Origin of the sequence: Flexivirga endophytica, from assembly GCF_014640635.1 — a bacterium.
Classification (GTDB): Bacteria; Actinomycetota; Actinomycetes; order Actinomycetales; family Dermatophilaceae; genus Flexivirga; species Flexivirga endophytica.
In genome coordinates this window covers 554,105-579,933 of record NZ_BMHI01000005.1, presented here as the reverse complement: position 1 = coordinate 579,933, position 25,829 = coordinate 554,105, and the positions used below count along the sequence as shown (strand labels likewise).

The 25,829-nt window shown below is 67.8% G+C and carries 25 protein-coding genes and 1 other RNA gene; 10 read left to right on the top strand and 16 right to left on the bottom strand.

The features are described 5' to 3' along the window. Positions 1–9: 9 nt before the first annotated feature. Genes IEX71_RS18050 through IEX71_RS18035 form a run of 4 tightly spaced genes read right to left on the bottom strand, consistent with a single transcriptional unit; the run spans position 10 to position 5,557 of the window. Entirely contained in the window at positions 10–2,373 is a 2,364-nt protein-coding gene (locus IEX71_RS18050) for a beta-glucosidase (protein WP_188838412.1), read from the bottom strand. Between the two features lie 3 nt (positions 2,374–2,376). Then, positions 2,377–3,231, bottom strand: a complete 855-nt coding sequence (locus IEX71_RS18045; protein WP_229749842.1) for a carbohydrate ABC transporter permease — start codon at positions 3,229–3,231, stop codon at positions 2,377–2,379. Then, positions 3,231–4,253, bottom strand: a complete 1,023-nt coding sequence (locus tag IEX71_RS18040) for a carbohydrate ABC transporter permease (protein ID WP_188838411.1) — start codon at positions 4,251–4,253, stop codon at positions 3,231–3,233. The genes IEX71_RS18045 and IEX71_RS18040 overlap by 1 nt, the downstream gene beginning before the upstream one ends. After that, positions 4,250–5,557 carry an extracellular solute-binding protein gene (locus tag IEX71_RS18035; RefSeq protein WP_188838410.1) on the bottom strand — a complete coding sequence of 436 codons (1,308 nt, stop codon included), beginning with the start codon at positions 5,555–5,557 and terminating at the stop codon, positions 4,250–4,252. The genes IEX71_RS18040 and IEX71_RS18035 overlap by 4 nt, the downstream gene beginning before the upstream one ends. Before the next feature lie 132 nt (positions 5,558–5,689). On the opposite strand from IEX71_RS18035, the gene IEX71_RS18030 reads away from it, so the two are divergent. Further along, positions 5,690–6,706: a LacI family DNA-binding transcriptional regulator gene (locus IEX71_RS18030; RefSeq protein ID WP_188838409.1), complete on the top strand. Its 1,017-nt coding sequence runs from the start codon at positions 5,690–5,692 to the stop codon at positions 6,704–6,706. Here IEX71_RS18030 and IEX71_RS18025 read toward each other — a convergent pair. Then, positions 6,691–7,896: an MFS transporter gene (locus IEX71_RS18025; RefSeq protein ID WP_373284661.1), complete on the bottom strand. Its 1,206-nt coding sequence runs from the start codon at positions 7,894–7,896 to the stop codon at positions 6,691–6,693. The genes IEX71_RS18030 and IEX71_RS18025 overlap by 16 nt on opposite strands. Before the next feature lie 31 nt (positions 7,897–7,927). Further along, positions 7,928–8,104, bottom strand: a complete 177-nt coding sequence (locus IEX71_RS18020; RefSeq protein ID WP_188838407.1) for a methionine aminopeptidase — start codon at positions 8,102–8,104, stop codon at positions 7,928–7,930. Between the two features lie 217 nt (positions 8,105–8,321). Here IEX71_RS18020 and IEX71_RS18015 point away from each other — a divergent pair, with 217 nt between their 5' ends. The 6 genes from IEX71_RS18015 to ppgK are packed head-to-tail and all read left to right on the top strand — an operon-like array spanning position 8,322 to position 14,052. Continuing rightward, complete coding sequence (locus tag IEX71_RS18015; RefSeq protein WP_188838406.1) at positions 8,322–9,806, top strand: MFS transporter; 1,485 nt, start codon at positions 8,322–8,324, stop codon at positions 9,804–9,806. 28 nt (positions 9,807–9,834) lie between these two features. After that, complete coding sequence (locus IEX71_RS18010) at positions 9,835–10,500, top strand: hemerythrin domain-containing protein (RefSeq protein ID WP_188838405.1); 666 nt, start codon at positions 9,835–9,837, stop codon at positions 10,498–10,500. After that, entirely contained in the window at positions 10,497–11,441 is a 945-nt protein-coding gene (sigJ, locus tag IEX71_RS18005; protein ID WP_229749841.1) for an RNA polymerase sigma factor SigJ, read from the top strand. Before IEX71_RS18010 ends, sigJ begins: the two co-directional genes overlap by 4 nt. After that, entirely contained in the window at positions 11,438–12,343 is a 906-nt protein-coding gene (locus IEX71_RS18000) for an alpha/beta hydrolase (protein WP_188838404.1), read from the top strand. The genes sigJ and IEX71_RS18000 overlap by 4 nt, the downstream gene beginning before the upstream one ends. Before the next feature lie 38 nt (positions 12,344–12,381). Next, positions 12,382–13,245 (top strand): type I methionyl aminopeptidase, encoded by an 864-nt coding sequence (gene map / locus IEX71_RS17995; protein ID WP_188838403.1) that lies wholly within the window; start codon positions 12,382–12,384, stop codon positions 13,243–13,245. A gap of 42 nt (positions 13,246–13,287) precedes the next feature. Continuing rightward, positions 13,288–14,052, top strand: a complete 765-nt coding sequence (gene ppgK / locus IEX71_RS17990) for a polyphosphate--glucose phosphotransferase (protein ID WP_188838402.1) — start codon at positions 13,288–13,290, stop codon at positions 14,050–14,052. A 15-nt stretch (positions 14,053–14,067) separates the two neighbouring features. Here the strand turns inward: ppgK and IEX71_RS17985 are convergent, their stop codons facing one another. Genes IEX71_RS17985 through IEX71_RS17975 form a run of 3 tightly spaced genes read right to left on the bottom strand, consistent with a single transcriptional unit; the run spans position 14,068 to position 16,114 of the window. Then, entirely contained in the window at positions 14,068–15,204 is a 1,137-nt protein-coding gene (locus IEX71_RS17985; protein WP_229749839.1) for a lipid II:glycine glycyltransferase FemX, read from the bottom strand. A 25-nt stretch (positions 15,205–15,229) separates the two neighbouring features. Further along, positions 15,230–15,406 carry a hypothetical protein gene (locus IEX71_RS17980; RefSeq protein WP_188838530.1) on the bottom strand — a complete coding sequence of 59 codons (177 nt, stop codon included), beginning with the start codon at positions 15,404–15,406 and terminating at the stop codon, positions 15,230–15,232. Positions 15,407–15,460: 54 nt separating this feature from the next. Then, positions 15,461–16,114, bottom strand: a complete 654-nt coding sequence (locus tag IEX71_RS17975; RefSeq protein ID WP_188838401.1) for an MBL fold metallo-hydrolase — start codon at positions 16,112–16,114, stop codon at positions 15,461–15,463. Positions 16,115–16,162: 48 nt separating this feature from the next. Between IEX71_RS17975 and IEX71_RS17970 the strand changes: the two genes are divergently transcribed. Then, positions 16,163–17,620, top strand: coding sequence for a GuaB1 family IMP dehydrogenase-related protein (locus IEX71_RS17970; RefSeq protein ID WP_188838400.1), 1,458 nt, complete (start codon positions 16,163–16,165; stop codon positions 17,618–17,620). Positions 17,621–17,693: 73 nt separating this feature from the next. Here IEX71_RS17970 and IEX71_RS17965 read toward each other — a convergent pair whose 3' ends face one another. From IEX71_RS17965 to IEX71_RS17935, 7 genes are all read right to left on the bottom strand, one after another. Continuing rightward, positions 17,694–18,482: a PI-PLC domain-containing protein gene (locus IEX71_RS17965; RefSeq protein ID WP_188838399.1), complete on the bottom strand. Its 789-nt coding sequence runs from the start codon at positions 18,480–18,482 to the stop codon at positions 17,694–17,696. Positions 18,483–18,508: 26 nt separating this feature from the next. Beyond that, complete coding sequence (locus tag IEX71_RS17960) at positions 18,509–19,147, bottom strand: Ltp family lipoprotein (protein ID WP_188838398.1); 639 nt, start codon at positions 19,145–19,147, stop codon at positions 18,509–18,511. 393 nt (positions 19,148–19,540) lie between these two features. Further along, the gene (gene mmuM, locus IEX71_RS17955) at positions 19,541–20,449 is read right to left on the bottom strand and encodes a homocysteine S-methyltransferase (protein WP_188838397.1); all 909 of its coding nucleotides are present in this window, start codon (positions 20,447–20,449) and stop codon (positions 19,541–19,543) included. 35 nt (positions 20,450–20,484) lie between these two features. Then, an RNA gene (rnpB, locus tag IEX71_RS17950) (RNase P RNA component class A) lies at positions 20,485–20,858 on the bottom strand. Positions 20,859–20,957: 99 nt separating this feature from the next. Then, positions 20,958–21,905, bottom strand: a complete 948-nt coding sequence (locus tag IEX71_RS17945) for a type IV toxin-antitoxin system AbiEi family antitoxin domain-containing protein (RefSeq protein ID WP_188838396.1) — start codon at positions 21,903–21,905, stop codon at positions 20,958–20,960. A gap of 129 nt (positions 21,906–22,034) precedes the next feature. After that, positions 22,035–22,478: a histidine phosphatase family protein gene (locus IEX71_RS17940; protein WP_188838395.1), complete on the bottom strand. Its 444-nt coding sequence runs from the start codon at positions 22,476–22,478 to the stop codon at positions 22,035–22,037. 8 nt (positions 22,479–22,486) lie between these two features. After that, complete coding sequence (locus tag IEX71_RS17935; RefSeq protein WP_188838394.1) at positions 22,487–23,926, bottom strand: RNB domain-containing ribonuclease; 1,440 nt, start codon at positions 23,924–23,926, stop codon at positions 22,487–22,489. Positions 23,927–24,004: 78 nt separating this feature from the next. On the opposite strand from IEX71_RS17935, the gene IEX71_RS22580 reads away from it, so the two are divergent. Beyond that, positions 24,005–24,751, top strand: a complete 747-nt coding sequence (locus tag IEX71_RS22580) for a YaaA family protein (protein WP_229749838.1) — start codon at positions 24,005–24,007, stop codon at positions 24,749–24,751. Further along, entirely contained in the window at positions 24,748–25,824 is a 1,077-nt protein-coding gene (locus IEX71_RS17930; RefSeq protein ID WP_229749837.1) for an SLC13 family permease, read from the top strand. The genes IEX71_RS22580 and IEX71_RS17930 overlap by 4 nt, the downstream gene beginning before the upstream one ends. Positions 25,825–25,829 lie beyond the last annotated feature (5 nt).

Sequence of the window (25,829 nt, the reverse complement as noted above, 5' to 3'; positions counted from 1 at the left end):
TGTATGACGTCAGCGCGCTTGCGCGACAACGGTTGTCGGCGTCTCGAGGACACGTCCCTCGCCGACTTCGCGGACTGCTCCGTCGATGCGGAACCGCCCTGTCAGCGGCAGCGTGTCGCTCGCGGTGCCGACGGCAACACCGAACTCCCCCGGCTCGACGATGCGAGTCCCCGTGAGGCCGGTGAAGGATGTGCGGTCGGCGTGCAGTTCGAACGTTACTCGTGCGGCGGCGGACGGCTTGAGGTCGACCTTCGCGAAGCCACTGAGCCAGCGCGTCGGCCGGACGATCTGCGCGACCGGGTCGGACAGGTAGAGCTGGACCACCTCGGCCCCGGAGCGGTCACCGGTGTTGCGCACGGTCGCGCTCACGCGGACCGTCCCGTCCGCGGCGATCGAATCGGTCGAGATCTCCAGGTCCTCGACCGCGAAGGAGGTGTAGCTCAACCCGTGGCCGAATGCGTAGGCCGGCTGTGGGTCGAGATTGGAGACACCGTCGTTGTCGATCGCCAACGGTGGACCGAGGTAGGTGCCCGGCTGGCCGCCGCGCAACGCAGGCAGGCTCACCGGGAGCTTGCCGCTCGGATTCACCCGACCGGAGAGGACCCCGGCGATCGCCGATCCGCCCTCCTCTCCCGGCATGAAGGCCTGCACGATCGCCGCTGTCCGGTCGACGAACTCCCCTACTGCATAAGGGCGCCCGGTGATCAGGACCAGGACCACCGGGACATTGCGATCGGCCGCTTCCGTCAGCACCGCATCGACGAGGTGGGACTGTGCACCCGGCAGCGCCAGATCGACCACATCGCACCCCTCCCCCGACGTTCCTCGACCGAAGAGACCCGCCAGGTCCCCGATGGTCAGCACGACCAGATCGCTGTCACGCACCACCTCGAGCGCTTCCGGCACACCGGACACGTCCGGATCGGTGAAGTCGACACCGTGTGCGTGCCGGACGGTTGCCGCCGGCAGCTCGGCACGCAGAGCGTCCAGCAGCGTCACCAACTCGATGCCGGCGCCGTGCTCCTCGTAGCGGGACAGGACGTGGTTGGGGAAGGTGTAGCAACCGAGGTAGGTGCGTGCTTGCACGGCTGACGGCCCGATGACGCCGATCCGTCGCGGCCGGTCGACAAGCGGCAACGTGTCGTTCTCATTGCGCACCAACACGATCGAGCGTTCGGCCATGGTGCGCGCCAACCTGCGGTTGCCGTCGCTGTCCAGCTGTACGTCGGCTGCGCCGCGGGGCGCGATCGCCCAGTCGGGGTCCAGCAGCCCGAGCGAGACCTTGTGCCGAAGCACGCGTCGTACCGCGGTGTCCAGCACCTTCTCGGAGAGGGTGCCGTCCGCCACCGCATCCGCGAGTCCGAAGAACGCACTCGTCTCGGGCAGCTCGACATCCATGCCGGCGGACAACGACAGCACGCCGGCTTCCTCGCGGGTGGCCGCGACGTGATGCATCGACTCCAGGAAGCTCACCGCCCAGTAGTCGGAGACCACCGTGCCATCGAATCCCCAACGATCCCGCAGGATCCCGGTCAACATCCGGTATGACGCCGCGGGCGGCTCGCCGTCCAGATCGGCATACGAGTTCATCACCGACTCGACGCCACCGAGGCGCACCGCCATCTCGAACGGCACGAGGATCACATCCTCCAACTCCCGCGGACCGATCGAGACCGGCGCGTGGTTGCGACCGGCGCGGGAGGCGGCATACCCGGCGAAGTGCTTCAGCGTCGCGATGACGCCGCCACTCTGCAGGCCGCGCACGTAGCCGACGCCGAGGCTGCCGGTGAGGAAGGGGTCCTCACCCATCGTCTCCTCGACCCGGCCCCACCGATAGTCACGCACGACGTCGAGCACCGGCGACAGACCCTGGTGCACGCCGACGGCCTTCATGTCGCTGCCGATCCGTCGTGCCATCGTCTCGACCAGGTCGGGCTCGAAGGACGCACCCCACGCGATCGCCGCCGGGTAACAGGTCGCCCCGAGTGCGGTGAAGCCGGTGAGGCATTCCTCGTGAGCGATCGCCGGGATGCCCAGCCGCTGGTGGTCGACGACATACTGCTGCAACGTGCGCAGTTGCTGGACGCCGGTCGCCGGGGAGACGGGCGCCGAGCCGAAGACGCGGGTCAGGTGACCCAGGCCCTCCGCAGCCGTCCGTGCCAGTTCCTGCCTGCCGTCCTCGAAGGCCGACTGCATCGGTGCGACATCGCCGTCGCCGGATTCCTCCTGTGGCCGTGGCCAGTAGGACCCGAGTTGGGCGGCCTTCTCACGAACGGTGAGCTGCCCCAGCAGTGCCTCCACTCTTTCGTCGATGTCACGTGCCGGATCGGTCCAGGGTGCGGCGGGTACCGGCACCTGCTGTTCAGTTGTCATTGCTCACTTTCCGAAGCCGGCGGTCAGGCCCGCGACCAGCTGACGGCGCCCGATGATGTATGCCGCCAGGATCGGCAGGCACGACAGCACGATGGCGGCCAGCACGGCCGGGATGTCCGAATTGAATTCGCCCTGGTAGCTCCACAGCGACAGCGGCAGGGTCCGCTTGTCCTCGCTCTGGGTCAGGATCAGTGGGAAGAGGAAGCCGTTCCAGCAGTTCAGCGCGTCATAGATCGCCACCGTCGTGATGGCCGGTTTGGACAGGGGCAGCACCAGGCTGATGAACGTCCGCCAGTCGCTCGCGCCGTCCGCGTGCATCGAGTCGTACAACTCGTTGGGTATGTCGCGCAGGTAGTTGACCAGGATCAGCACGGTGATCGGGATCGCGAACGCGATGCCCGGCAGGATGAGCGCGGGCAACGTGTCGTAGAGGTGCAACTGCACGATCAAGTAGTAGACCGGCACGATCGTCGCCTGGATCGGGATCGCGATGCCGAGCAGGAACACCCGCTGCGACAGGTGCACGATCCTGGACGACCTGCGCACGATGACGTAGCTGGCCATCAGCGAGATCGCGACGACCACCGCCACCGTCACCACAGCGACGATCAGGCTGTTGATGAAGTAGTGCAGGAAGTCGTTCTGCAGCACGATCCGGTAAGCACGCAGAGTCGGATTGGTCGGGATGCCAAGAGCATTCGAGGAGTAGTAGTCCGCCTGGTCCTTCAGGCTGGTGATCACCACGTAGTAGATCGGGCCGATGATCAGGACCAGCCAGAAGAAGCCGAGCAGGCCGCCCACCACATTGGGCCGCTGTCGTTTCCGCATCCGCGGACGCGCGACGCTCGCCTGGGCCATCACATTCCCTCCATCTGGCTCTCCATGCGATCCGAACCGCTCAGCTTGTTCAGCAGCAGCGCGAACGACAGTGCAAGACCGATCAGGATCACGGCGACCACACTCGCCACACCCATCTGGTTGCTCTTGAATCCATCGAGGTACATGTCGACGGGCAGGATGCGCGTCGCATCACCCGGGCCACCATTGGTCATCACGTAGATCAGATCGAACGCCGTCAGGGCGCCGACGATCATCAGCGTCGTGCTGGTGACCATGGTGTATTTCAACTGCGGCAGGGTGATGCTGAAGAAGCACCGGACCCGGCCCGCGCCGTCCAGTTGCGCAGCCTCGTAGAGCGACTTCGGGATCTGTCGCGCACCGGCCTGATAGAGCAGCGAGTGGAACGGGATGAAACACCACGACACCACCGCGATGATCACCCAGAACGCCAGTGTCGGCGAACCCAGCCAATCCTGTTGCAGCAGACCGAGATGCAGCGCGTTCGAGACACCGAAATTGGGGTCCAGCAGGTTCTTGAACGCAATACCGATGGCTGCGGCCGAGAACAGCAGCGGCAGGAAGTAGAGCACTGACATCACTGCCCGATAACGCTGCTGGCCGGCCATGAAGACACCGAGCAGCAAACTGATCGGGAACTGCACGACGAACGTCCCCACACACATCAGGACCGTCAGCCACAGCGCGTGATAGGTGCTGCCGTCCTTCAGGACCGACGTCCAGTTGTCCAGACCCGAGAAGGTCGGGCTGCCCAGTCCGTTCCAATCGCAGAAGGACAGGACCACGGTGCCGAGCAGGGGCACCAGCCCGAAGGCCGCGAAGAACGCGACCGCCGGCGCCAGCATCCACAGGCTCGGTCCCTTACGACTCGCCTTGGGGGACGAGGCACTGATCGATCTCCGCGGTGATCCCGGTCCGCTCGGATCAGCATCCGGCAGCGGTTCCTTCTTGCGCAGCAGCACCTCGGCGCCTGACGAGGTCGGACGGTCCGCCGCAGCTGCAGCAGTCCCGTCCGAACTCATTTGATCGTGCCGTTCATCGCCGAGATGAAGTCATCCGCGGAGGCCTTGCCCAGGAAGAACGCCGACAGCTTCGTCAGAATGGTCTGCGCCTGCTTGTCGGACAGTGCCTGGTCCCAGGACAACTGGAAGCTCTTGGCGTTCTTGGTCTGGTCGTAGGTGTACTGCAGGAAGTCTTTGTCCTTGCTGGCCGCCAGCTTGCCCTCGATGTTCTGGACAGCGGGCACCAGGCCCATGTCGATGAGCTCCTGGCAGGCGCTGTCGCTGAGGTTGTACTTGTCGAGGAACTTCGCCGCCCGGTCCTGGTCCTCCTTGGACGCCTTGGAGGAGACCGAGAAGTAGTTGGACGGGTTGCCGTAGACGTTGCTCTTGTCACCGGTGCCACCCTCGATCGAGGGGAAGTCGAACCAGCCGAGGTTGCCGGCCTTGAACCACTTCGCGGCGTCGTTGGTGAAGGTGGTGTAGACCCAGCTGCCCTGCAGCAGCATCGCTGCCTTGTCGGTGTAGACCAGCGCCGCGTCGGCATTGTTGTCGGCGACGACCGAGCCGAACTTGTCGCCGAACGCGCCGGCGTCGATGAGCTCCTTCAGCTTGCCGAACGCCTTCTTGAAGGCCGGATCGGACCAGGCGCCCTTCTTCTGCTCGAATGCCTTCTTGAACGGCTCCGGACCACCCATCCGGTCCACGAGGTACTCGATCCACATCAGCTCCGGCCACTGGCTCTGCCCGGCCAGCGCGATCGGCAGGATCCCCTTGGACTTGAACGTCTTGACCGCCGCGAGCAGGTCGCCGAAGGTCTTCGGCACCTCGACGCCGGCCTGCTTGAAGAGCTTCTTGTTGTAGTAGAAGAGCACCGGCTGGGAGTTGTTGATCGGGACGGCATAGACCTTGCCGTCGACCTTGCCGACGTCGAGCACCGCGGGGAGGGCGCGCTTGGTGAGGGTCGGGATCTTGTCGGTGATGTCGACGACGTCCTTGCTGGCGACGTAGTCCTTCAGCGTGCCGCCGGCCCAGGAGTAGATGAGCGTGGGGCCGTTGCCCGACCCGACGGAGGTGCGGATCTTCTGCTTGTAGGCGTCGTTCGCGAAGTACTGCACCTTGAACTTGTGGTCCGGGTTGTCCTTGTTCCACCTCGCGAAGGTGGATCGGAAGACCTTCTCGGGGCCGCCCGTCAGCGCCCACGCGGACAATCCTCCGCCGCCGCCACCCGCGCCATCCCTTCCCCCGCCGCTTCCGCAGGCGGTCAGGGCGAACAGCGGCGCGGACGCCACCGCACCCATCAGAAGCTGACGACGAGACACGGACATGGAGGCTCCTCAGTGACAGTGCGAAACTTTCGGAAATGTTTCGATTTGGGTTAATGTAATTCCGGCCCGGCCACCGGTCAAGCAGTTCCAGGCAAAAAGAAGGAGCGACATGAGCATCGATCGAGGCGAGACATGACGACGCTGCGAGCGGTCGCCGATGACGCCGGCGTATCCATGTCGACCGCCTCCAAGGTGCTCAACGGCCGGCCCGACGTGAGCCCAAAGACCCAGGAACGCGTGCTGCGGTCGGCTGCGAACCTCGGGTACAGCGCGCGGCGCCGCGCGCGACAGCGAGCGAACTCCGTGCTGATCCTCTTCGACGACCTGATCAGCCCTTACTCACTGTCGGTGCTCAGCGGCGCGACGGAGGCCGCCGTACGCCTCGGGCAGTCGCTGATCGTCGAACGCATCCTGGACGACGACCCGGCCCGCGGCCTCACCAAACGATGGTTCGACGAGGTGGCCGCCCGCGGCATCGGCGCGCTGGTGACGGTCACGACTCCCCTGACCGACCGCGAACTGCAGTGGTGTGCGGAGGCCGGGATCGCCCTCGTCGTGATCGACCCGATCGGCACGACGACCAGCTCGACGGTCACGATCTCGGCCACCAACTGGGCCGGCGGCCGCGAGGCCACCGAGCACCTGCTCGGCCTCGGCCACCGACGGATCGGCTTCCTGGGCGGGCCGCCGGCATCGCAGCCGGGTCGCGAGCGTCTGCACGGCTACACCAGCGCTCTGATCGACGCGGGGATCGCGTTCGACCCGGATCTCGTGCTCGGTGATGTGTATGCCGTCGAGCCCAGCCTCCGCGCCGCGCACGACCTACTGGCCCTGCCGGACCCGCCGACGGCGATCTTCGCCTCGAGCGACGCCAGCGCCCTCGGCGCACTACGTGCGGCGATGGAACGCGGTATGACGGTCCCGCGCGACCTGTCCGTGGTCGGATTCGACGACACACTGATGGCCCGGTGGGCGCCGATCCCGCTGACGACGGTCTATCAGCCGCTCGTGGAGATGGGGAAGGTCGCGGTGGAGCGAGTGCTCACGCTCGCCGATGACCCGGATGCGTTCTCGCACCCGTTCCAGCTCGAGACGCACCTGATCGTCCGCAAGACGACCGGCCCGTTGATGCCTCAGACCGAGAGCTGAACCGCCGCGGCGGACGTGCGCCGCAGCAGGCGAAAAGCCAGTGCAGCCAACAGGATTGCGCCAAGCCCTGATCCCACGGGGACGAAGTAGCCTGCGTGCGCACCCCAGTGCTCCACGACCGCGCCACTGAGTGCGGAGCCTGCCGCGACCCCGATGAGCAGCCCGGTGAACACGACGCCCATGGACTCGTTGACCTGCCCGGGACGTACCAGCGTCTGCGCCAGCTTCATCGAGGTGATCAAGGTGGGAGCTGTCGCACCACCGGCGATCAGCAGCACCACCGTGAGCGCAACGAGGTTGTCGACCAACAGGATCGGCGCCTCCAGGACACACATCGCGATCGTGCCGATCAGCAGCGCTCGCGACAATGAACCCTTCATGGCCTTGGCGCCGTAGACAATCGCCGCGGCGCCGGATCCCAGCGCGAACACCGCGAGGATCAGCCCGGCGAGGTTCTTGTGCCCTTGCTCGGCCGAGAACGCCAGCGTGACAACGTCGTTGGCGCCGAGTATGCCGCCGGTCAGGACCATGATCAGGGCGACGACCAGAATCGGGGCGTTCCGCACGACGCTCTGCACTCCGCCCTCGTCGGCCGGGTGCACCGGCGGCTCGGTGGAGCGCGCGCTGACGAATAGCAGCGACCCCACGGCATACAGGACGGACGCGGCGATGAAGCCCGCCTCGGGCGTCACCGTGGTCGCCAGCAGCACCGCGACGGCCGGCCCGACGACGAACGAGAACTCGTCGAGCACCTGCTCCAGCGACATAGCGGTGTGCAACCGATCAGGTTGTCCTTGCAAGAGATAGGCCCAGCGGGCGCGGCTCATCGCATCGGGTGCAGCCACGATCGCGGCCATCGGGTAGGCGACGAACAGCGTCCATGCCGGCGCCCCTGACATGGACGCGATCACCAGCACGGCGTCCCACGTGACGCCCCACAGCGCGAGGGGCAGCGTCACCCGACGCTGTCCGAAACGGTCCACCAGCCGACCGACCCCGGCCGCGGTGATCGCCAGCATGATCAGGCCGGCAGCCGAGACGCCTCCGGCCAGCGAGTAGGAGTCCCGTCGGCCGGCGACCATCGCGACGACTGCGACACCGAACATCGCGCCACCGAGACGGGCGACCAGCGACCCGAAGAGGAAGCGTCCCGCCTCCGGGGTGGCGAGGAGAGCGCGATAGGGCGCCAGGGCCGACGGGCGGCGCCCTGCGACGAGGTCGTCAGTCGTCGTTCCACTCCTTGTCGGACTTGTCCCAGGCGGCGGTCTGCTCGGCTGCGTGCTCCAGCGCGTTGCGGGCTTCGTCCTCGGTCTCGAACGGCCCCAACAGGTTGGCCTTGGGGTCGGTCTCGCCGTCCTGCTCGACCTTGCTGTTGTCGACGTTGTACCAGTACGCCATGGTGCTGCTCCTTGTCGTCGTTGTCGGCGCAGCCGACGGACTCCTTCTCATCGTCGTCGGCGTCGCCAGATCCTCGAGTTCGAATCCAATCACACGTAGCCCGACTCCCCTTGTCACATTTGTCCGCTCCCATCCGACAGTGCAGTGAATCCGCCGGTCGTGTCGCGATGGCACGGGCACTCGGCGGACCACACACACTTCCGGGAGGTTAATCCGCATGACATCCACGCCCGCCGAGTCATCGTTCCTGGCGACCCGTCGTGGCCGCCTCACCCTGCTGTTGCTCGCCTCGATCGGCTTCATGGACTTTGTCGACGCATCCATCGTCAACATCGCCCTTCCCCACATCCGCGACGACCTCGATTTCAGCGTCCAGAACCTGCAGTGGGTGCTGAGCGCCTATCTGCTGACGTACGGCGGGCTGATGCTGCTGGGCGGGCGCGCCGGTGACCTCATCGGTCGCCGCCGGGTCTTGGTGACCGGCACCGTGATCTTCGGACTGGCCTCGCTCGCGGGCGGCCTCGCAGGATCCGCTGCGGTTCTCGTCGGCGCCCGGCTCGTGCAGGGCGCCGGCGCGGCGCTGATGATGCCGACCGCGCTCTCGCTGCTGACAACCAGCTTCAGCACGGGCTCGGACCGGACCAAGGCACTCGGTGTCTGGGGTGGGGTCGGCGGCCTCGCCTCGGCAGCAGGGGTCTTCCTGGGCGGCGTGCTGACGCAAGGCCCTGGCTGGCGCTGGGTCCTCTACGTGAATCCGCCGATCAGCGCCATACTCCTCGTCGGCATCTATGCACTCATCCCCGGTGAGACCCAGCGTGCACCATCGCGCGACCTCGACCTACCGGGCTCCGTGCTTGTCACCGGCGGCATGGCGCTGCTCGTCCATGGCCTGATCGAGGCTCCGGGTCGGGGCTGGGGCACGAGCTGGACGGTCGCCGAGCTCGCCGGTGCGGCAGCGCTGCTGAGCGCTTTCGTGCTGGTCGAGTTGCGAACGGATCGCCCGCTCATTCCACTGAACGTCTTCCGCATCCGGGGACTGGCAGCGGCCAATCTGGCGCAACTGATCGGCGTCGGTGGCTTCGTCACCATGTTCTTCTTCTTGACCCTCTACATGCAGAACGTTCTTGGCTACTCCGCGATCGAAACCGGAGCGTCCTACCTGCCACTGACCGTCGGCGTCGGCATCTCGGCCGGCCTCGGCACCGCACTCATCAACCGGATCGGCACTCGGCCGGTCATCACCGGCGGCGCACTGATCACGGCAACCGGGTTGTTCCTGTTGTCCCGCATCCCCGTCGACGGCCGCTACCTGACAGACCTCCTGCCCGGGCTCATGGTGGTCTCCCTCGGCATCGGCGGCGTCTTCGTCGGTGCGACGACCGCAGCCAACGCCGGCGTCCCGCCACGACTCGCCGGACTCGCGGCAGCACTGGTCAACTCCGCGCAACAGGTCGGCGGCGCTCTCGGGCTCGCCGTCTTCAGCGCAGTCGCCACCGCCCGCACCAACGATCTGCTCGCCGGCCACGCTCCCGCGTCCTACGCGGCCACCGCCGGCTTCCAGCGCGCCCTCGCGGCCGCAGCTGTCTTCCTCCTCGCGGCTGCTGTCGTGGCCGTCCGCACCACCAACAACCGTGGTGAACAAGGCGCCGCAGAGACCCCCGAGAATCACCCCGCCCGACGTGCCGTGACCTCCGCCCACTGATTCCCCCCCCAGTACGAAGGAGCAGGACATGACACTGACCACCGAGACACACGCCGAGGCGCAGCGCCGGCGCACGCTGCTCAAGGGGCGCGTCGACTTCACGATGATGTATGTCGCACACGATGCGTTCAACCGAGATCTCTCGCGCCTCATCGACGCTGTAGGCCGCGGCGACGGCCTGAGCACTGCGGCCGCCAGCACCTGGAAGCTGTTCACTGCGCAGTTGCACACGCACCACACCGCCGAGGACCGGGCGCTCTGGCCGCCGCTGCGGGATGCCGTCACGGACCCCAACGACCTCGCCGTACTGGACGCGATGGAGAGCGAACACGCTCAGATCGACCCGCTGCTCGACACGGTGGATGCGGCATTCGCCAGCCGCGAGAATGCCGTGCTGATAAACGAATTGGCGGATCTGGCGGACGGACTCGCCAGGCACATGCGCCATGAGGAGAACAGCGCGCTACCGCTGCTGGACCGCACGCTCGGGCAGGCCGGATGGGATGGGTTCGTAGCGCGGATCCGGCACGAGAACGGCGGTCTTCGCGGCGGCGCCGCCTACTTGCCATGGGTGCTCGACGGTGCGTCCGATCAGCTGACCACAGCGGTGCTGCGGACGCTGCCGCGGCCGGCCCGATGGCTCTATCGGCGTCGTTGGGCTCCGAGGTACCGACAAGCTGGACACTTGAGATGACGATCCGGAGGAACGAGACGATGCGCGATCTGTCCTGGCTGACTGACGAATTCGAACATCACCGGCCGCAATTGCGTGCGGTTGCCTACCGGATGCTCGGATCCGTCACCGAAGCGGATGACGCCCTGCAGGACGCGTGGATCCGGGTCAACCGCACAGGTAGCAACGACATCGACAATGTGGGCGGCTGGCTCACCACGATCGTGGGGCGTGTCTGTATCGACATGCTGCGGTCCCGAAAAGCGCGGCACGAGAGCCTGATCGGCACCTGGTTACCCGAACCGGTGGTAACGATTGACGAAGGGCTCGGTCCGGAGCAAGCGACGTTGCTCGCCGAATCCGTCGGTATGGCGATGCTCGTGGTCCTGGAGAGCCTCGAACCGGATGAGCGAGTGGCGTTCGTGCTGCACGACATGTTCGCCCTGCCCTATGACGAGATCGCTCCGATCGTCGGACGGTCGTCCCCTGCCGCACGACAACTCGCCAGCCGGGCCCGCCGTCGCATCCGGGGCGCCGCAACCGCGCCCGATCCAGACTTGACCAAACAACGCCAGGTGGTCGCTGCCTTTCTCGCGGCAGCACGCGCCGGCGACTTCGAGTCACTGCTCGCCGTACTCGACCCGGACGTGGTGTTCCGAGTCGACAGCGGACCGGGAAAGCAGCTCGCGCCACCGATACTCACCGGTGCCGCCGACGTCGCGCGGCAAGCGGCAGCAACCGGGCCGCGGTTCGCCACACTGTGCGAGCCGTGCCTCGTCAACGGAGCCGCAGGCATCATCGCGCGCACCTCCCACGGAGTCATCGCCGTGGTGGGAATGACCGTCATCGCCGCCAGAGTCGTCGAGATCGACCTGATGCTCGACTCTGCGCGCCTCGCAGCCGTCGAGATCCAGGAGCCCACCGGGGGTCCTGCCGAGGAAACGTCCGAAAGGCGATCATGACCACCATCGACACCCGCATGAGCGTCGAATTCTCATGCGCGGGAACCAAACTCGCAGCTTGGCACTATCCCGGGTCAAATGGCGCCTGCGTGGTGATGACCGGCGGACTCGGAGTGACGAAAGAGCCCGCAACCGACCGGTTCGGTCAGGCGTTCCACGCCGCCGGCTTCAGCGTGTTGGCATTCGACCACCGTGGGATCGGCGCCAGCGACGGCATGCCTCGCCAAGTCCAGACCATGCGCGGCCAGGCGGCGGACTGGGAGGCGGCAATCGGATTCGCCGCGGACCTGCCGGAGGTGGACCCGGCAAGGATCGCGGCGTGGGGCTTCTCGACTTCGGCCGGCCATGTCGTCCGTCTTGCCGGCCGACGCCGCGGGCTCGCCGCGGTCATTGCACAGTCACCGAACGTCGACGGGCCTACTGCCACCCGCAACGCCGCGCGTTACCAGCGACCCGTCGCGATGTTGCGAATGACCGGCCGTGGTTTGGTCGACGTGATCGCCGGCCTTGTCGGACGGCCGGCCCGCCTCATCCCGCTGGGCGGGGCTCCCGGCGAGGTGGCGGTGCTGACCACACCGGACGGTGTGCTCGCCGACACCGCACTCAATCCGGGAGGCTCGCACCCGGACTGGCTGCAGGCCGTCGCGGCGCGGTCGACCTTCGGTGTGATGGCTTTCCGCCCGGGCCGCGAGGCCGCACGCATCACGTGCCCTGCGCTCTTCGTGGTGTGCGACGACGACCGCTCGGTCCTACCGGGACCCGGTCTGCGCGCCGCGGCGGACGCGCCATCCGGCGAGCTCGTCCGGCTGCGAGGCGGGCACTACGCACCGTTCCTCGACGAGCACGACGTCGCCGTGCGGACCGAGGTCGAGTTCCTGCAGCGCCACCTGTGCACGGAGTGACGGCTCCTCGCGATCGGTCTCGTCCTTAGACTGCACGCATGTCGATCAGCAGCGCCCAGGTGCAACCCGGCAAGGTGGGTCCGAGCAGGCCGGTCCCGGCGACCATCGCGCGCCCGGAGTATGTCGGGAAACCGGCCCCGGCACCGTTCACCGGATCCGAGGTGCACGACCAGGAGCTCATCGAGCGCATCCGGGCCGCAGCCCGCATCGCCGCGCAGGCGCTGCAGGCGACGGGCGCCGCCGTCCGACCAGGTGTCACGACCGACGAGATCGACCGGGTGGGGCACGAATTCATGCTCGATCACGGTGCCTACCCGTCCACCCTCGGCTACCGCGGCTTCCCCAAGTCGTTGTGCACGAGCGTCAACGAGATCGTCTGTCACGGCATACCCGACGACCGGCCGCTGCAGGACGGCGACATCGTCAAGGTCGACATCACGGCATACAAGGACGGTGCCCACGGCGACAACTGCGCGACGTTCCTGGTCGGCGACGTTGACGAGGAGTCGCGCCTACTGGTGGAACGCACCGAGCAGGCGATGCTGCGCGGGATCAAGGCCGCGATGCCCGGACGTGCGGTCAATGTGATCGGCCGGGTGATCGAGAAGTACGCCAAGCGATTCGGGTACGGCGTGGTGCGTGACTACACCGGCCACGGAGTCGGGCCCGTCTTCCACTCCGGGCTGGTCATCCCGCACTACGACGCGGCACCGGCATACAACGACGTGATCGAGCCGGGTATGACGTTCACCGTCGAACCGATGCTCAACCTGGGCACCGCGGAGTGGACGATGTGGGACGACGAGTGGACGGTCGCGACGAAGGACCTGCGGCGATCCGCGCAGTTCGAGCACACGATCCTGATCACGGACAGCGGTCCCGAGATCCTGACGCTGCCTTAAGGTCTTGGTAATCACAGCATTCGCGAAGGAGTCTGCACGATCATGAGCAAGAGCTACCCACTTGGCATCGACGTCGGGGGCACCGGCATCAAGGGCGCGCCCGTCGATCTCGACAAGGGGGCCTTCGCCAAGGACCGGGAGCGCATCGACACCCCCAAGGAGTCGACTCCCGACGCCGTCGCCGATGTCATCGAGCAGATCGCGGACAAGTTCGCCGACGAGACCGACGGCCAACCCATCGGCATCACGCTGCCCTGCGTCGTGACCCATGGCGTCGTGAGAACCGCTGCGAACATTGACAGTTCATGGATCGGCACCAATGTCGAAGAGCTGCTGAGCAAGCGACTCGGCCGTCCGGTGACGGTCGTCAACGATGCCGACGCTGCCGGCGTCGGCGAGTTGCACTTCGGCGCGGCACGCAACACCGACGGCACGGTCCTGGTGTCGACGCTCGGCACCGGCATCGGCTCCGCACTGCTCATCGACGGCGAGCTGCTGCCCAACTCCGAGCTCGGTCACCTGGAGATCGACGGACACGACGCCGAGACCAAGGCCGCCGAGAGCGCACACGTCCTGGAGGACCTGTCCTGGGAGAAGTGGGCCGAGCGGCTGCAGCGCTACTACAGCCACATCGAGGATCTGCTGTGGCCGGATCTCATCGTGGTCGGCGGCGGCATCTCCAAGAAGGCCGACAAGTTCCTGCCGTTGCTGCACCTGCGGGCACCGATCGTCGCCGCACAACTGCGTAACGCCGCCGGCATCGTCGGTGTGGCGTGGCTGGCCGACCGCGCCGCCCGGACCAAGTAGCCGGCCGACGGTTGATCAGCTGTCGCTCGACTGGCCCGCTCGGAGGCCGGCGAGCGCGTTCTTCGGGTCGCGCAGCGTCGCCTTCGCAGCGGGTAACCCGCGCTTGAGCGCGTGGCGCACCTTCGGCAGCGCGGTCGCGAACGCCGGATAGAGCGGCGACAGCTGCTTGTCCCACGTGCCGATCAGCAGGTCCTCGTGCTTGCTGAACTGCCGCTTGAAATCGGAGATGCCGTCGTTGAGCAAACCGTTGAAGTCGTAGCGTGAAACACCTTGTGCCTTCACGTGTTTCATCGCATGGAACTTCAGGCCGTAGTTGAGACGCAGCTTCATTCCACGTGGAGAGACTCCGCCATACAGTTCGAACGCGGTGGTGTCGGAGACGACGAGCCAGACGAACGCGGCGACCTCGTCGCCCTCCCATGAGGCGATCAATTGTGAGCGCTCGCCCATCAGGTCGCGGATGGCGTGGTGGTAACTGTCGTCGTGGACCGCAAAGCCGGCGCGCCTGCCGGTCTCCTTGTTGATCGCGAGCACCTGCTCGAGGTCGGCCTCGCTGGTCACCTCGCCGAACCGCACGCCGTCGGCACGGAACGACTTGCGGACGTTCTGCCGAGTGCTGGAGTTGAATGCCTTGAGAATGTCGTCCTCGTCGGGCGTCACGTCGACGACGAGGGTGCGCGGGATGAGGCCGGTGTTGGCGCTACGGCGGAAGCCCACCCGCGCGACCGCGGCGAGCCATCCCGACGGTGCCGACTGCTCGATCGCGGCGATCTCCTCGTCGGTGACGCCCTTGGGCAGTGGCGACTGCGGGTCGGCCCAGTCCGGCTCGATGCTCAGCGCGACCGGCTTGCGGGTCTGCTTGACGTGGTCCGCGATCGCCGCCAGGACGTCCGCCCGGGCGGCTTCCTCGGCGACCGGTCCGCGCGGCACGTAGGCCAGGGACCGAAAGGGCGGTGGCAACCTGCGGTAGAGCACCTGTGCGGCGCCCACCTGCTCGCCGTGCGCGTCCTGCACCAGGAGCCGGTCAGCGGTCCACGCGTAGCGCGACTTGACCTCTCCCCAGCCCCACAGTTGCAGCGGGTGTCCCCCGCCGGACAGAACGGCGCGGTCCCAGGTGTCACGGTCATGGCAGGTGGTCACTCGCAGGTTCACGGGCACCAAGCTACCGGCGGGCGGCTCAACGACGGCGGGCGGCTTTGCGGATCTTGCCCGGAACGTCGGCGTCCACGTCATACCCGCGCTTGGACATCCGCTGCGCGTGCCCGGCTTTGCGGAGTCGCTCGAGGGTCACCGGGCATTTCTTGCAGCGCAGTGAGTCCTTGCAGCACTTCTTCTTCGCAGTCACGACGGGCACGAGATCGATAGTAGGTGAGCCTTACCTATTTCGAAGAATCGGTCCGCGCTTCGGTCAGAGCGTCAGCGTTCCGGCGCCGTGCAGATCGTGCACGGGCACGCCATCCTCCTTGCCGTAGCCGCCGATGTGCCGCAGGTAGATGTCACGGCCGGGCTCGGTCAACAGCGCGTCATGGATCGGCAGCACCGCCACGGGTGCGATACGCCGGACGAACTCGACCGTCTCCTTGACCGCGCACCACGGGGCGTTGACCGGCACGCCGAGCAGGTCGACGTCTCCGGGGACCTCGGCGTCCAGAGCGTCGCCAGGATGGAAGAAGGCGGGCTCGCCGGGTGCGGTCAGGTAGAGCCCGACGTTGCTGATCCGCGGGATGTATTCGGTGATGACGGCGTGCTGCGATCCGGCCGGCGTGATCGTCAGGCCACCGATGGTGAAGACCTCGCCCGGCTGTGTGCGGGTGACCGGAATCTCTTCGCGCGCAAGGATTTCGGCGGTGTCGGGGTCGGTGTGCAGGCTGGCACCGGGGTTACGTTGCAGCAGGGCCGGCAGTTGCTCCGGGTCCAGGTGGTCGGCGTGCTGGTGGGTCACCAGGATCGCGTCGAGGTCGGTGATGTCGCTGAAGGCCGAGAAGTTGCCCGGGTCGATCATGACGCGGCTGCCGGCGGCCTCGATCAGCACGCAGGAATGTCCGAGAAGAGTGAGCTCCATGTAGCCACGGTATGACGCAGCCGGCCGACCCACGTAGCATGGCCGAACGTGAAGTTCCTCGGAGATCGCCCGCCATACGACCTGACCTACAACGACGTCTTCATGGCGCCCTCACGTTCTTCGGTGAGCAGCCGCCTCGACGTCGACCTCACGACACCGGACGGGGTCGGCACGACCATCCCGCTCGTCGTGGCCAACATGACCGCGATCTCGGGTCGTCGGATGGCTGAGACGGTCGCCCGCCGCGGCGCGATCGCTGTGCTTCCGCAGGACATCCCGGAACGCGCGATGCGCGAGACCGTGGCCTACGTCAAATCCCGCCACACCGTCTACGAGACCGCGGTGACCGTGCACGCGGACGAGCCGGTGAGCAACGTCCTCGCCCTGATCGGCAAGCGCGCGCACCGCACCGCCGTGGTCATCGACGACCAGCGCGCTCCGATCGGCCTGGTGACCGAGCGGCAGTCGCGACAGGTCGACCGCTTCGCGACGGTCGGCGAGGTGATGACGCGCGAGTTGTTCACCGTCAAGGACGGCGATGATCTCAGCTCGGTCTTCGACGCGCTCACCGATCACCACTTCGAGCTCGCGCCCGTCGTCCAGGACGACGCTCTCGCCGGCGTGCTGACCCGGCAGGGCATCCTGCGCTCGACGATCTACCAGCCCGCTCTCGATGGCAAGGGGCAGTTGCGCATCGGCGTCGCGATCGGGATCAACGGCGATGTGCGCTCCAAGGCCGCGGCGGCGTTGTACGCCGGGGCCGACGTGCTCGTGGTCGACACGGCGCACGGCCATCAGGACAAGATGATCGACGCGCTCGGTGTCGTGCGCGCGGTCCGCGACGAGATCGAGGGCGAGCTCGGCACGCGCGTGCCGATCGCAGCAGGCAACGTCGTGACGCCGGACGGCGCGCGGGACCTGGCGACCGCCGGTGCGGACATCATCAAGGTGGGCGTCGGTCCCGGCGCCATGTGCACGACGCGGATGATGACCGGTGTGGGCCGTCCGCAGTTCACTGCAGTGCTCGAATGCGCCTCTGCTGCAACCGATCTCGGTGCTTCGGTGTGGGCAGACGGAGGTGTCAAGTACCCGCGCGACGTCGCGCTGGCGCTGGCCGCCGGTGCCGGCTCGGTGATGATCGGCTCGTGGTTCGCCGGCACCTGGGAGAGCCCCGGCGACCTCAACACCGACGCCGACGGTCGCCTCTTCAAGGAGTCGTTCGGTATGGCGAGCGCCCGCGCCGTCAGCGGCCGGACGCAGGCACGCGGTGCCTTCGACCGGGCGCGCTCGGCGCTCTTCGAGGAGGGCATCTCCTCGTCCCGGATGTTCCTGGATCCGGCACGTCCCGGGGTCGAGGATCTGATCGACTCGATCATCGCGGGTGTGCGGTCCAGCTTCACCTACGCCGGCGCGCGCAACATCGAGGAGTTCCGTGAGCGGGCACTCGTCGGTGTCCAGAGCGCCAGTGGGTATGACGAAGGGCGTCCGCGCGAGACCTCCTGGTGAGCCTGTCCCTGCCGAACGACGGCTTCTTCGCCGACTGACGGTGCGATCGCGCCGTCGCTCGGCGAGAGAGCCGTCATTCGGCGGCTGATTGCCGCGCGCGGCCCAGCAGGAACGCCCGCAGACCGCGCAGGTCGTCGGTGTCGATCAGGTCCACACCGGCGTCCAGCAGGGTCGACCAGACGGTGTCGCGTGCCCGGCCGCGGCGGTCCGGCGTGTCCCAGAACCTGACGCGCTGACCGCGGGAATGCGCATCCGCGACGAAGTTCTCGAGCAGGTCGCCTTCACCGGTCGGCATCGGTCCTCTCCCCCGCCAGGAGAAGAGCTCCGGCCAGCAGTCACTGCGCAGTGGCATCACCTCGGCCGGTATGTCGCCACCCGTGGCCCGCACCCGTCCGTCCGCACCCGTCCAACGTCGCGGGGCGTCATACGGGATGCTCGAGAGGTTGCCGCTGACGACGACCGTCACCGGACCGGGCACGAACTCTGCGTCCCGCCAGTGACTGACGACCCCTTCGTATGGCGCGAGCGCTTCCTCGATCACCGGTCGTGATCGCTGAGCGTCGCTCTTGACGTCCAGCATCAAGACGATGGGTTGATCGAAATCCTCGTAGACACAACCCTTTTCGTGGACCAGCGTCGTGATGGGATCGAGGTAGAGCCGTTGCAGGGTCCGCCACGGCCGCGGGATCGTGTGTCCGACCAGGACCTTGCCGCGCACCGCCCAGACGTCGACCTCGATGCTGGTGAACCCCGCCGCGAGCGCGTCCCACAACGGTCGACGGTGCCGCGAGTCGGCGTGGGCGTGTGCGTTCGGTAGTGCCGTCGCGGCCGGTTGCCGTAGGTCGGCGGCACGGGTCGTCATACCTCCATCATGACCGAGTCACGGTGTCAGCAGGCGCCCGCGTGCTGGGCGCCATACGTGGCTTGCGCGCGGGTGTACTTGGAGCCGTAGGCAGAGCTCAGTTGGTCGATCAGTCCGCTACAGGAGAAGCCCCCCGACTGCAGATATTCCTTGGCCGACTTCACCGCTTGCGCGTTCCAGTCCTCGTGCAGGCTGTCGACGGCGACCGTCGCGTCGTGGACGGAGTACTTGTCGGCATACGACGAGGAGAGTTGATCGATGAGACCCTGCCGGGAGAACCCCATGACGCTCAAGTAGTTCTGCGCCGACGAGACGGCGTTCTGTTGCTGGTTGGTCAGTCCCGATGTCGCGGGCTGCGCGGCCTTCGTGCTGGTCGCCTTCGGCGCCGCAGCCTTCGGCGGGGCGGCCGCCTTCGGTGCGGCCGCCGCCTGGGTGACCTTGTGGGTGACCACCTTGGTGACCGTGGTGGCCTTGCCCGGCACGCGGGCGGTGACCGTCCTCGTGGCGGTGACGGTGTCCGTCGCTGTCGAGGTGGCGGTGGAGGTCGTCGTCTTCGTCGTAGTGACGGTGGACTTCGCCCCCGCTGCGTCTCCCGACGACGAACAGCCTGCGAGCGTGAGTGTGGCGGCGGCGAGCGCGACGACCGCGGCATTGGACCTGAGCATGGTGGACTCCCCTGGTGGTGACGGACGCCCGCGAGTCCGCTGACGAACGCGAGCGCTCCCAGGCATACTCGCGCCGGGCGCGGACCGCAGCATCGAGCCGGGTAAATGCACGAGCCCTGGTCGGCACGCAATAAAGGCGACACGTCAGTGACGGTGCCCGCGGCGTCGCTGTCGCGTGTCCGGCGGGCCGTCGGGGTCGATATGGCGCGTGACCTGACCCGGACTGCGCGGGCACCGGCACAGCCGACAGCCGAGCGCCGTGTTCACATGCATGCCCGCGATGTGCCCGCACCGGTCACAGACGTCCGGCGCTTGCGCGTGATTGCGGAAGAGCCCCATGACCGGAGACTACGGAGGCCTCCTGGGTCCCACCTCGGAGATTTCCGCGTGCTGTCAGGGACCGGACACGCGCTGGGCGACCGCTGCGATCTGCGCGGGTCCGACGCCACAGCAACCGCCGATGTATGTCGCACCGGCGGCCACCCACTCGTCGACCAGAGCGGGGTCGAGCTGCTCACCGGCCGACCAGGTCTTGGTGGCGCTGTCCCAGTCGCCGCCCCGGTTGGGGTAGGCGACCGCCGGCAGGCCCGTCGCCGCGACCGCTGTGCGCAACGCCGGCAACACGTCCCGTGCAGCGCAGCAGTTCGCACCCGCCGCGACCAGCGGTGTGCAGTCGGCGAGCACGGCATACGCGTCGGTGAGCGGTTGCCCGGCGCACGTGCTGTCACCTCGCACCGAGTAGCTGAACCAGGCCGGCATACCGAGCTCGCCGAGGAGGTCCACCAGCACGACAGCCTCGTCCACGTCCGGGATGGTCTCGACCGCGAACAGATCGGGTCCCGCCGCGGCCAGCAGCTCCAGTCGTGGACCGTGGAAGTCGCGCAGCTCGGCGGCCGACACGCCGTAGCGGCCGCGGTACTCCGAACCGTCCGCCAGCACCGCGCCATACGGCCCGATGGACGCGGCCACCAGCAATCCGGGCCGGCTGTCGGCGAATTCGTCGCGCACTTCGGCGGCCAGCCGGACGCCTTGCGCGATCAGCCGCTCCGCCCGCTCGCGTTCGATGCCTGCCGCGACGAACCCGGCGACGCTCGCCTGGTAGGTCGCGGCGGTCGCCACCTGGGCTCCGGCCCGGAAGTAGTCGCGGTGCGCCTGCCGGATGAGCTCCGGCTGCTCGGCGAGCAGTCGCGCCGTCCACAGCCCGCCGGTCAGGTCGGCGCCGCGCAACTCCAGCGCGGTCGACAGGCCACCGTCGAGCACGACGGGATCAGCGGGCGCTGCGGGAAGACCTTGGGAGGACATGCGGATCCTTTCGCACGGTCGCACGAAGTGTGCAGCGGATGAGCCGGCCTGTAAGCCGGATTTTGTATGGCGCCCGCCGCAAGCGGCGGACACGTGGCGATCATCCATCTAGGACCACCGTTGCCGGTGGCCTCCAGCGATCTACCCGCGTGCTCGGGCGGGCCGCCCTCGGACACACGCTGTCTGATCTTGCTCCAGGTGGGGTTTACCGAGCCACGCCAGTCACCTGGCGTGCTGGTGGTCTCTTACACCACCGTTTCACCCTTACCGCCGGCGAACCGGCGGCGGTCTGCTTTCTGTGGCACTGTCCCGCGGGTCACCCCGGGTGGCTGTTGGCCACCACCTTGCCCTTCGGAGTCCGGACTTTCCTCGCCCCGATCGCTCGGGCCGCGACCGCCCGGCCGACTCATCCGCCGCACATCCTATCCGTGCCACGCTGCCGCCGATGCCAGGTGGGAGCTATAGCTCCCGTTCGGCATCGGCCGAAATAGATCAGGGCCGAAATGGATCACGGCCGGGCCACGGCGTCATACGTCCGGCGAACCTGCTGCATGAATCGCTCCTGCGCGATGCGAAAGCCGATGACGGGTATCCGCAGCACTCGCTCCCCCTCCGCTACTCGCTCGTTCTGACGTAGCGCGTCCTCGACCGGGTTGAGTGCCAGCGCGTGCTGCCCGCCGTCGATCTCGACCACGAGGCCGACCTCATCCCACGAAATGTCGAGGTAGACGCGCCCACCAGGCCCCGATCGCACCGCCTGGTGGGTCGGCCTCGGAAGCCCGTAACGCCGTGTTCCCCGTGTGAAGTCCAACTCTCCGAGTGAGTGCGCTCCATCGGTGACATCGGCGATCACATCGTTCAGGAACCGTCTCCGTGGTGAGCGTCGTATGCCGCGCCAGGTGAGCTGCAACCGCGCCGGAAGGATCAGCCGTTGCTGGACCGGCAAGCAGACGAGCAGAGCCGCCTGGCGGTCGCTCACTGCCCACTGTGCGGCGCGAATCGTCGCTGGTTCCAGGGCGATCCGTGGAATGCCGGCACCCCATATCGGTGGCGGCTCGTCCACCCGATGCTGACGCACTCCTTCAAGCGGATGATGCCTGTTGCGTGCCGGCAACGTGACCTCGATCGTCCGAGCAGTGAACCCGGTCATGCCGGCCGACTCCAGCGCACTCGCACCGTCGAGGCGGGCACCGGCGCCACTCTCCCAGACGGCCCACCAGTGCCACGCCTCCCGGCTCAGGACTGCGTCGATCGCGACGGTATGTCGCCCGGCCCGAATCCACCTGCCGGCGGCGATCTCGTCTCGTATGGCGTTCCGCCCGACGCCATACCGAGCCAGCTCCCGACGGTGCACGACCCCACCGTGGTCAGCAGCCAATCGTGTCGCGAGTGCCCGCCGGCCGGCACCGACCGGGCACGACGGGGTGACCGCGCGTGCTGCGTCCTTGCCTGCCATCACCGGATCTTGGCCGATTCCGCGCTTGCGTCGCTGGGCGCCTGTGGACAACCGAATGCCGAGCCGTTCGCCAATGCCAAGTGGGAGCTATAGCTCCCCTCTGGCATGGGCGGCGCGCTCAACCACTGCTCACCGCAGGTCGACCTGCACCAGCCACGCCGTCAGCACCATGCCGTGCGTCGCCACCACCAGGACGTCGCCGGCCAGCGAATCGAGGCCGGCGGCGAAGCGGGCAGCCGCTTCCGGCGGAGTCTCCCAATCTTTGTGACTAGCGTCGAGTGCACCCCTGACCCACGCCCGTCGCACCACCCGAAAGTCATCCGAGATCGGTTCGACGGATCGACGAACTTCTCCGAACCGCGCATCCACGATGAACTCCACGTCGGTCGCCGCGCGCAACGTCGAGATCGCCTTGCGTTCGTCGCTCGCAGCGAACGTCGCCTGGCGGGGCAACTGCTTTCGCAACTGCGCCGCAGCCACGACACCGTCGTTGGTCAAACCCCAATCTGCAGGCGCACGAGTCGGATCCACCTGCGGAGCTGCGTGCCGGACCAGGACCACCCTCCTCGGCATACGAGTGCCTAAACCAACTCGAACCGCACCCGGTGCTCCTCGATGTTGGCCTCACTGAGCTTGACCCGCACCTCGGCGCCCGGCTCCGCACTGCCCTCGGCCTTCGCCGTGACAGCGAGGTCCACGAGCTGCACGGTGATGCCCTTCTCGTCGGTGTCCACGACGTATGCCGCGAACGTCTCGCCCACCCGGGGCGCCAGGACAGCCGCCTCGACCGCGTCGGTGCAGCCGTGCTCGGCCTGACTGGCCTTCTGATCGGTACGGCTCATGATGTCCGGCAATGTGGGCAGTGCCTCGCGCACCCAGTCGGGCACCTGCCCGCCCTGGCTGACGGCCTCACAGACCACGAGGCCGAAGCGGTCGACCAGCCGTCGCAGCGGCGCCGTCACATGTGCGTATGGCGCCGCGACCGCCGCCTGGATCCTGTCCTCCGGCTCCTGACCGTCGAACGGCGTGTAGCCGGCGCCGCGGAAGAGGCTGGTGGCGTCGTGGATCAGCGCGAGGTGTTTGGGGTTCGACCGGTCGAGCCCGCGGATGAAGTCGCCGTACTGCTGGTCGGCCGGCCACTCCACACCCAGCGCGGTGGCCTGCCGCCGGAACCGGTCGATCGCCTTCTGCTCGGGCGCCGGCATGGTGCGCAGGATCCCGACCTTCGCCTGCAGCATCAGGTCGGCGGCAGCCATACCGGTGAGCAGGGAGATCTGCGCGTTCCACTCCTCCGACGGCAGCTGCGGCCGGAACGTGAGCTGGTAGGTGCCGTCGTCGCCCTTGCTGACCTCCTGCTCGGGCATCGGCAGGTTGGCCCCACCGCGCTTGGCCTCCAACGCGATCCGCAGCTCGCCGATCTCCTTGAGCAGCGCAAGCCCCTCGGGCGCGGAGCCGCCGTCGATCTGCTGTTGCACGTGCTCGTAGTCCAGCCGGGCCGTGCTCCTGACCTTCGCCCGGTAGACCTCACTCGACGTCGCCTCCGCCAGCGACGAGAGCTTGATGTCCCAGACGAACGCCGAGCGCACCTCGTCCGCGAGCAGGCTGACCGCGTCCTCGCTGAGCACCTTCGGGTGCAGCGGCACGCGCGCGTCGGGCAGGTAGATCGTCTGCCCGCGTTGCCGTGTCTCGTCGTCGAGTGCGCCGCCGGGCCGCACGTATGCCGGAACGTCCGCGATGGCGTAGCGCACGCGGTAACCGTCGCCGTCCCGCTCCAGGCACATCGCCTGGTCCAGGTCCATCGAGCCGGGCGGGTCGATGGTGAAGTACGGCACCGCGGTCTCGTCCCGATCGGGCAACGCCACCGATGTGGCCGCCTGCTCCGCTTCGGCCTTCGCCTCCTGCGGATAGTCCAGCGTCAGGTCCAGTTGTTCGCGCAGGGCGGCGAACGCCCGCTCCAGCGGACCGGCGTCTGCTCCTGCCTTCGGGTCGGCCTTCGGGGCGATCAGGTGCGGTAGGTTCATGCCGCCCACCATAGGGAACGCCGACCACGGATACGGTCCGATCGACGCGCCGCTTCCGGCAGGCCGTAGCCTTTTCGCGTGCTGATCCTGCTGCCGCCGTCCGAGACCAAGACCCCGCGAAAGCGCGGGAAGGCGCTCGATCTCAGCCGCGTGGACCTACCCGAGCTGACCGCTGCCCGCGACAAGTTGCTGGATGTCCTCGCCGACGTGAGCGCTCGCCCGGATGCACTGGACGTCCTCGGCGTCGGCCAGAGTCTCGCCGCCGACGTGGCCCGCAACCTGACCCTGCGGACCGCGCCCGCGCAGCAGGTCTCCGCCCTCTACACCGGTGTCCTGTATGACGCGCTCGACCTGCCCAGCCTGGAGTCTGCCGCGCTGCGTCGCGCGCGCCGCTGGATCGTGGTGCAGTCGGCGCTCTTCGGCGCGCTGCGGCTGGCCGACAAGGTCCCGGCATACCGGCTTTCGATGGGCACCAACCTGCCCGGTGTCGGACCGCTCGCGGCCTACTGGCGGGGCGAGCTGACCGCGCCGATGACGGAACTCGCGGGCAACGGTGTCGTGGTCGACTGTCGCTCGAGCACCTACGCCGCGGCATGGACTCCGACCGGCGCGACGGCGAAGCGCTGGGTGCGCATCCACGTGCCGGGCGCCACACACAACGCCAAGCACACCCGCGGACTGGTGACCCGGCACCTGGCCGAGGCCGGTGTCTCACCCCGCACTCCGGCCGCGCTGCGCGATGTCGTCGCGGGCGCGTTCACGGCCGAGTTGCACGAGCCGCGCCGGCCCGGCACACCCTGGGAGCTGTCCGTGAGCACCGCGTGACCGAGTTGGTCGATCGCGTCGGGCCGGTCCTGGCGTTCCTTGTCTGCATCACCGTGGTCGCCGAAATCGCAGATCACGCAGGCGTTTTCGACGTCGCCGGCCACTGGGCCGCGCGTATGGCGAGAGGCCGCACCGTCGTCCTGTGGCTCGTCGTCGTGGTCCTTTCATGTGCCGCGACGACCGTCCTCAGCCTCGACACCACTGCGGTTCTGCTCACGCCCGTCGTCATCACGACGGCCCGACAGGCGCAGCTGCCACCACTGCCCTTCGCGTTCACCACGGTCTGGCTGGCCAACACGGCGTCGCTGCTGCTGCCGGTCTCCAACCTGAGCAATCTGCTGGCGTTGCACCAGTTCGAGCAGTGGGGCGGCCTCTCGGCATACCTGCGAGTGGCCTGGGCGCCCGCGCTCGTCGCCATGGCCGCCACCGTCGTCGTCATCGCGGTCCTGCACCATCGCCAGCTCGGCGGGCACTACCGGGTGCCGCCGATGCCGCGGCCGCACGACGGGGTGCTGCTGCGTGTTGCAGCCGCGGTCTGCCTGCTACTCGGGCCGCTCTTCGTCACCGGTGTCACTCCCGCCATACCTGCTGCCGGTGGTGCGCTCATCCTGTTGCTGACGTTGGCTGTTCGCGAGCGGGACGCCCTGCGCAAGATCGCCGTTCCGTGGCAGATGGTCCTCGGTGTCGCAGCGCTCTTCGCCGTCGTGGGCTTCCTGCGGGCGCACGGCCTGGAGGAGTGGATCGCCCGGGTGATGGGTTCCGGCGAGTCGACCTTCGCCCTGCTGCGGGTGTCCGGACTCGGCTGCGTCGGCGGCAACCTGATCAACAACCTGCCCGCCTACCTCGCGGCCGAGTCCGCCGCGGACGGCTCCGCACATCGGCTGATGGCGTTGCTGATCGGGGTCAACGCCGGACCGATCGTCACGGTGTGGGGCTCACTCGCAACGTTGCTGTGGATGGCTCGGTGCCGACGCGCAGGGCTGCGGATCCCGCTGCGGCGCTTCACGATCGAAAGCTTCGCGGTCGCGGTCGTGACCGTGGTGGCCGCGACCCTCGTCCTCGGTCAGGTGTGACGATT

Bases quoted from the DNA above. Each gene is read 5' to 3' on its own strand.
- IEX71_RS18050 (WP_188838412.1), bottom strand. From the start codon at position 2,373: ATGACAACTGAACAGCAGGTGCCGGTACCCGCCGCACCCTGGACCGAT.
- IEX71_RS18045 (WP_229749842.1), bottom strand. From the start codon at position 3,231: ATGGCCCAGGCGAGCGTCGCGCGTCCGCGGATGCGGAAACGACAGCGG.
- IEX71_RS18040 (WP_188838411.1), bottom strand. From the start codon at position 4,253: ATGAGTTCGGACGGGACTGCTGCAGCTGCGGCGGACCGTCCGACCTCG.
- IEX71_RS18035 (WP_188838410.1), bottom strand. From the start codon at position 5,557: ATGTCCGTGTCTCGTCGTCAGCTTCTGATGGGTGCGGTGGCGTCCGCG.
- IEX71_RS18030 (WP_188838409.1), top strand. From the start codon at position 5,690: ATGACGACGCTGCGAGCGGTCGCCGATGACGCCGGCGTATCCATGTCG.
- IEX71_RS18020 (WP_188838407.1), bottom strand. From the start codon at position 8,104: ATGGCGTACTGGTACAACGTCGACAACAGCAAGGTCGAGCAGGACGGC.
- IEX71_RS18015 (WP_188838406.1), top strand. From the start codon at position 8,322: ATGACATCCACGCCCGCCGAGTCATCGTTCCTGGCGACCCGTCGTGGC.
- IEX71_RS18010 (WP_188838405.1), top strand. From the start codon at position 9,835: ATGACACTGACCACCGAGACACACGCCGAGGCGCAGCGCCGGCGCACG.
- sigJ (WP_229749841.1), top strand. From the start codon at position 10,497: ATGACGATCCGGAGGAACGAGACGATGCGCGATCTGTCCTGGCTGACT.
- IEX71_RS18000 (WP_188838404.1), top strand. From the start codon at position 11,438: ATGACCACCATCGACACCCGCATGAGCGTCGAATTCTCATGCGCGGGA.
- map (WP_188838403.1), top strand. From the start codon at position 12,382: ATGTCGATCAGCAGCGCCCAGGTGCAACCCGGCAAGGTGGGTCCGAGC.
- ppgK (WP_188838402.1), top strand. From the start codon at position 13,288: ATGAGCAAGAGCTACCCACTTGGCATCGACGTCGGGGGCACCGGCATC.
- IEX71_RS17975 (WP_188838401.1), bottom strand. From the start codon at position 16,114: ATGGAGCTCACTCTTCTCGGACATTCCTGCGTGCTGATCGAGGCCGCC.
- IEX71_RS17965 (WP_188838399.1), bottom strand. From the start codon at position 18,482: ATGACGACCCGTGCCGCCGACCTACGGCAACCGGCCGCGACGGCACTA.
- IEX71_RS17960 (WP_188838398.1), bottom strand. From the start codon at position 19,147: ATGCTCAGGTCCAATGCCGCGGTCGTCGCGCTCGCCGCCGCCACACTC.
- mmuM (WP_188838397.1), bottom strand. From the start codon at position 20,449: ATGTCCTCCCAAGGTCTTCCCGCAGCGCCCGCTGATCCCGTCGTGCTC.
- IEX71_RS17945 (WP_188838396.1), bottom strand. From the start codon at position 21,905: ATGGCAGGCAAGGACGCAGCACGCGCGGTCACCCCGTCGTGCCCGGTC.
- IEX71_RS17940 (WP_188838395.1), bottom strand. From the start codon at position 22,478: ATGCCGAGGAGGGTGGTCCTGGTCCGGCACGCAGCTCCGCAGGTGGAT.
- IEX71_RS17935 (WP_188838394.1), bottom strand. From the start codon at position 23,926: ATGAACCTACCGCACCTGATCGCCCCGAAGGCCGACCCGAAGGCAGGA.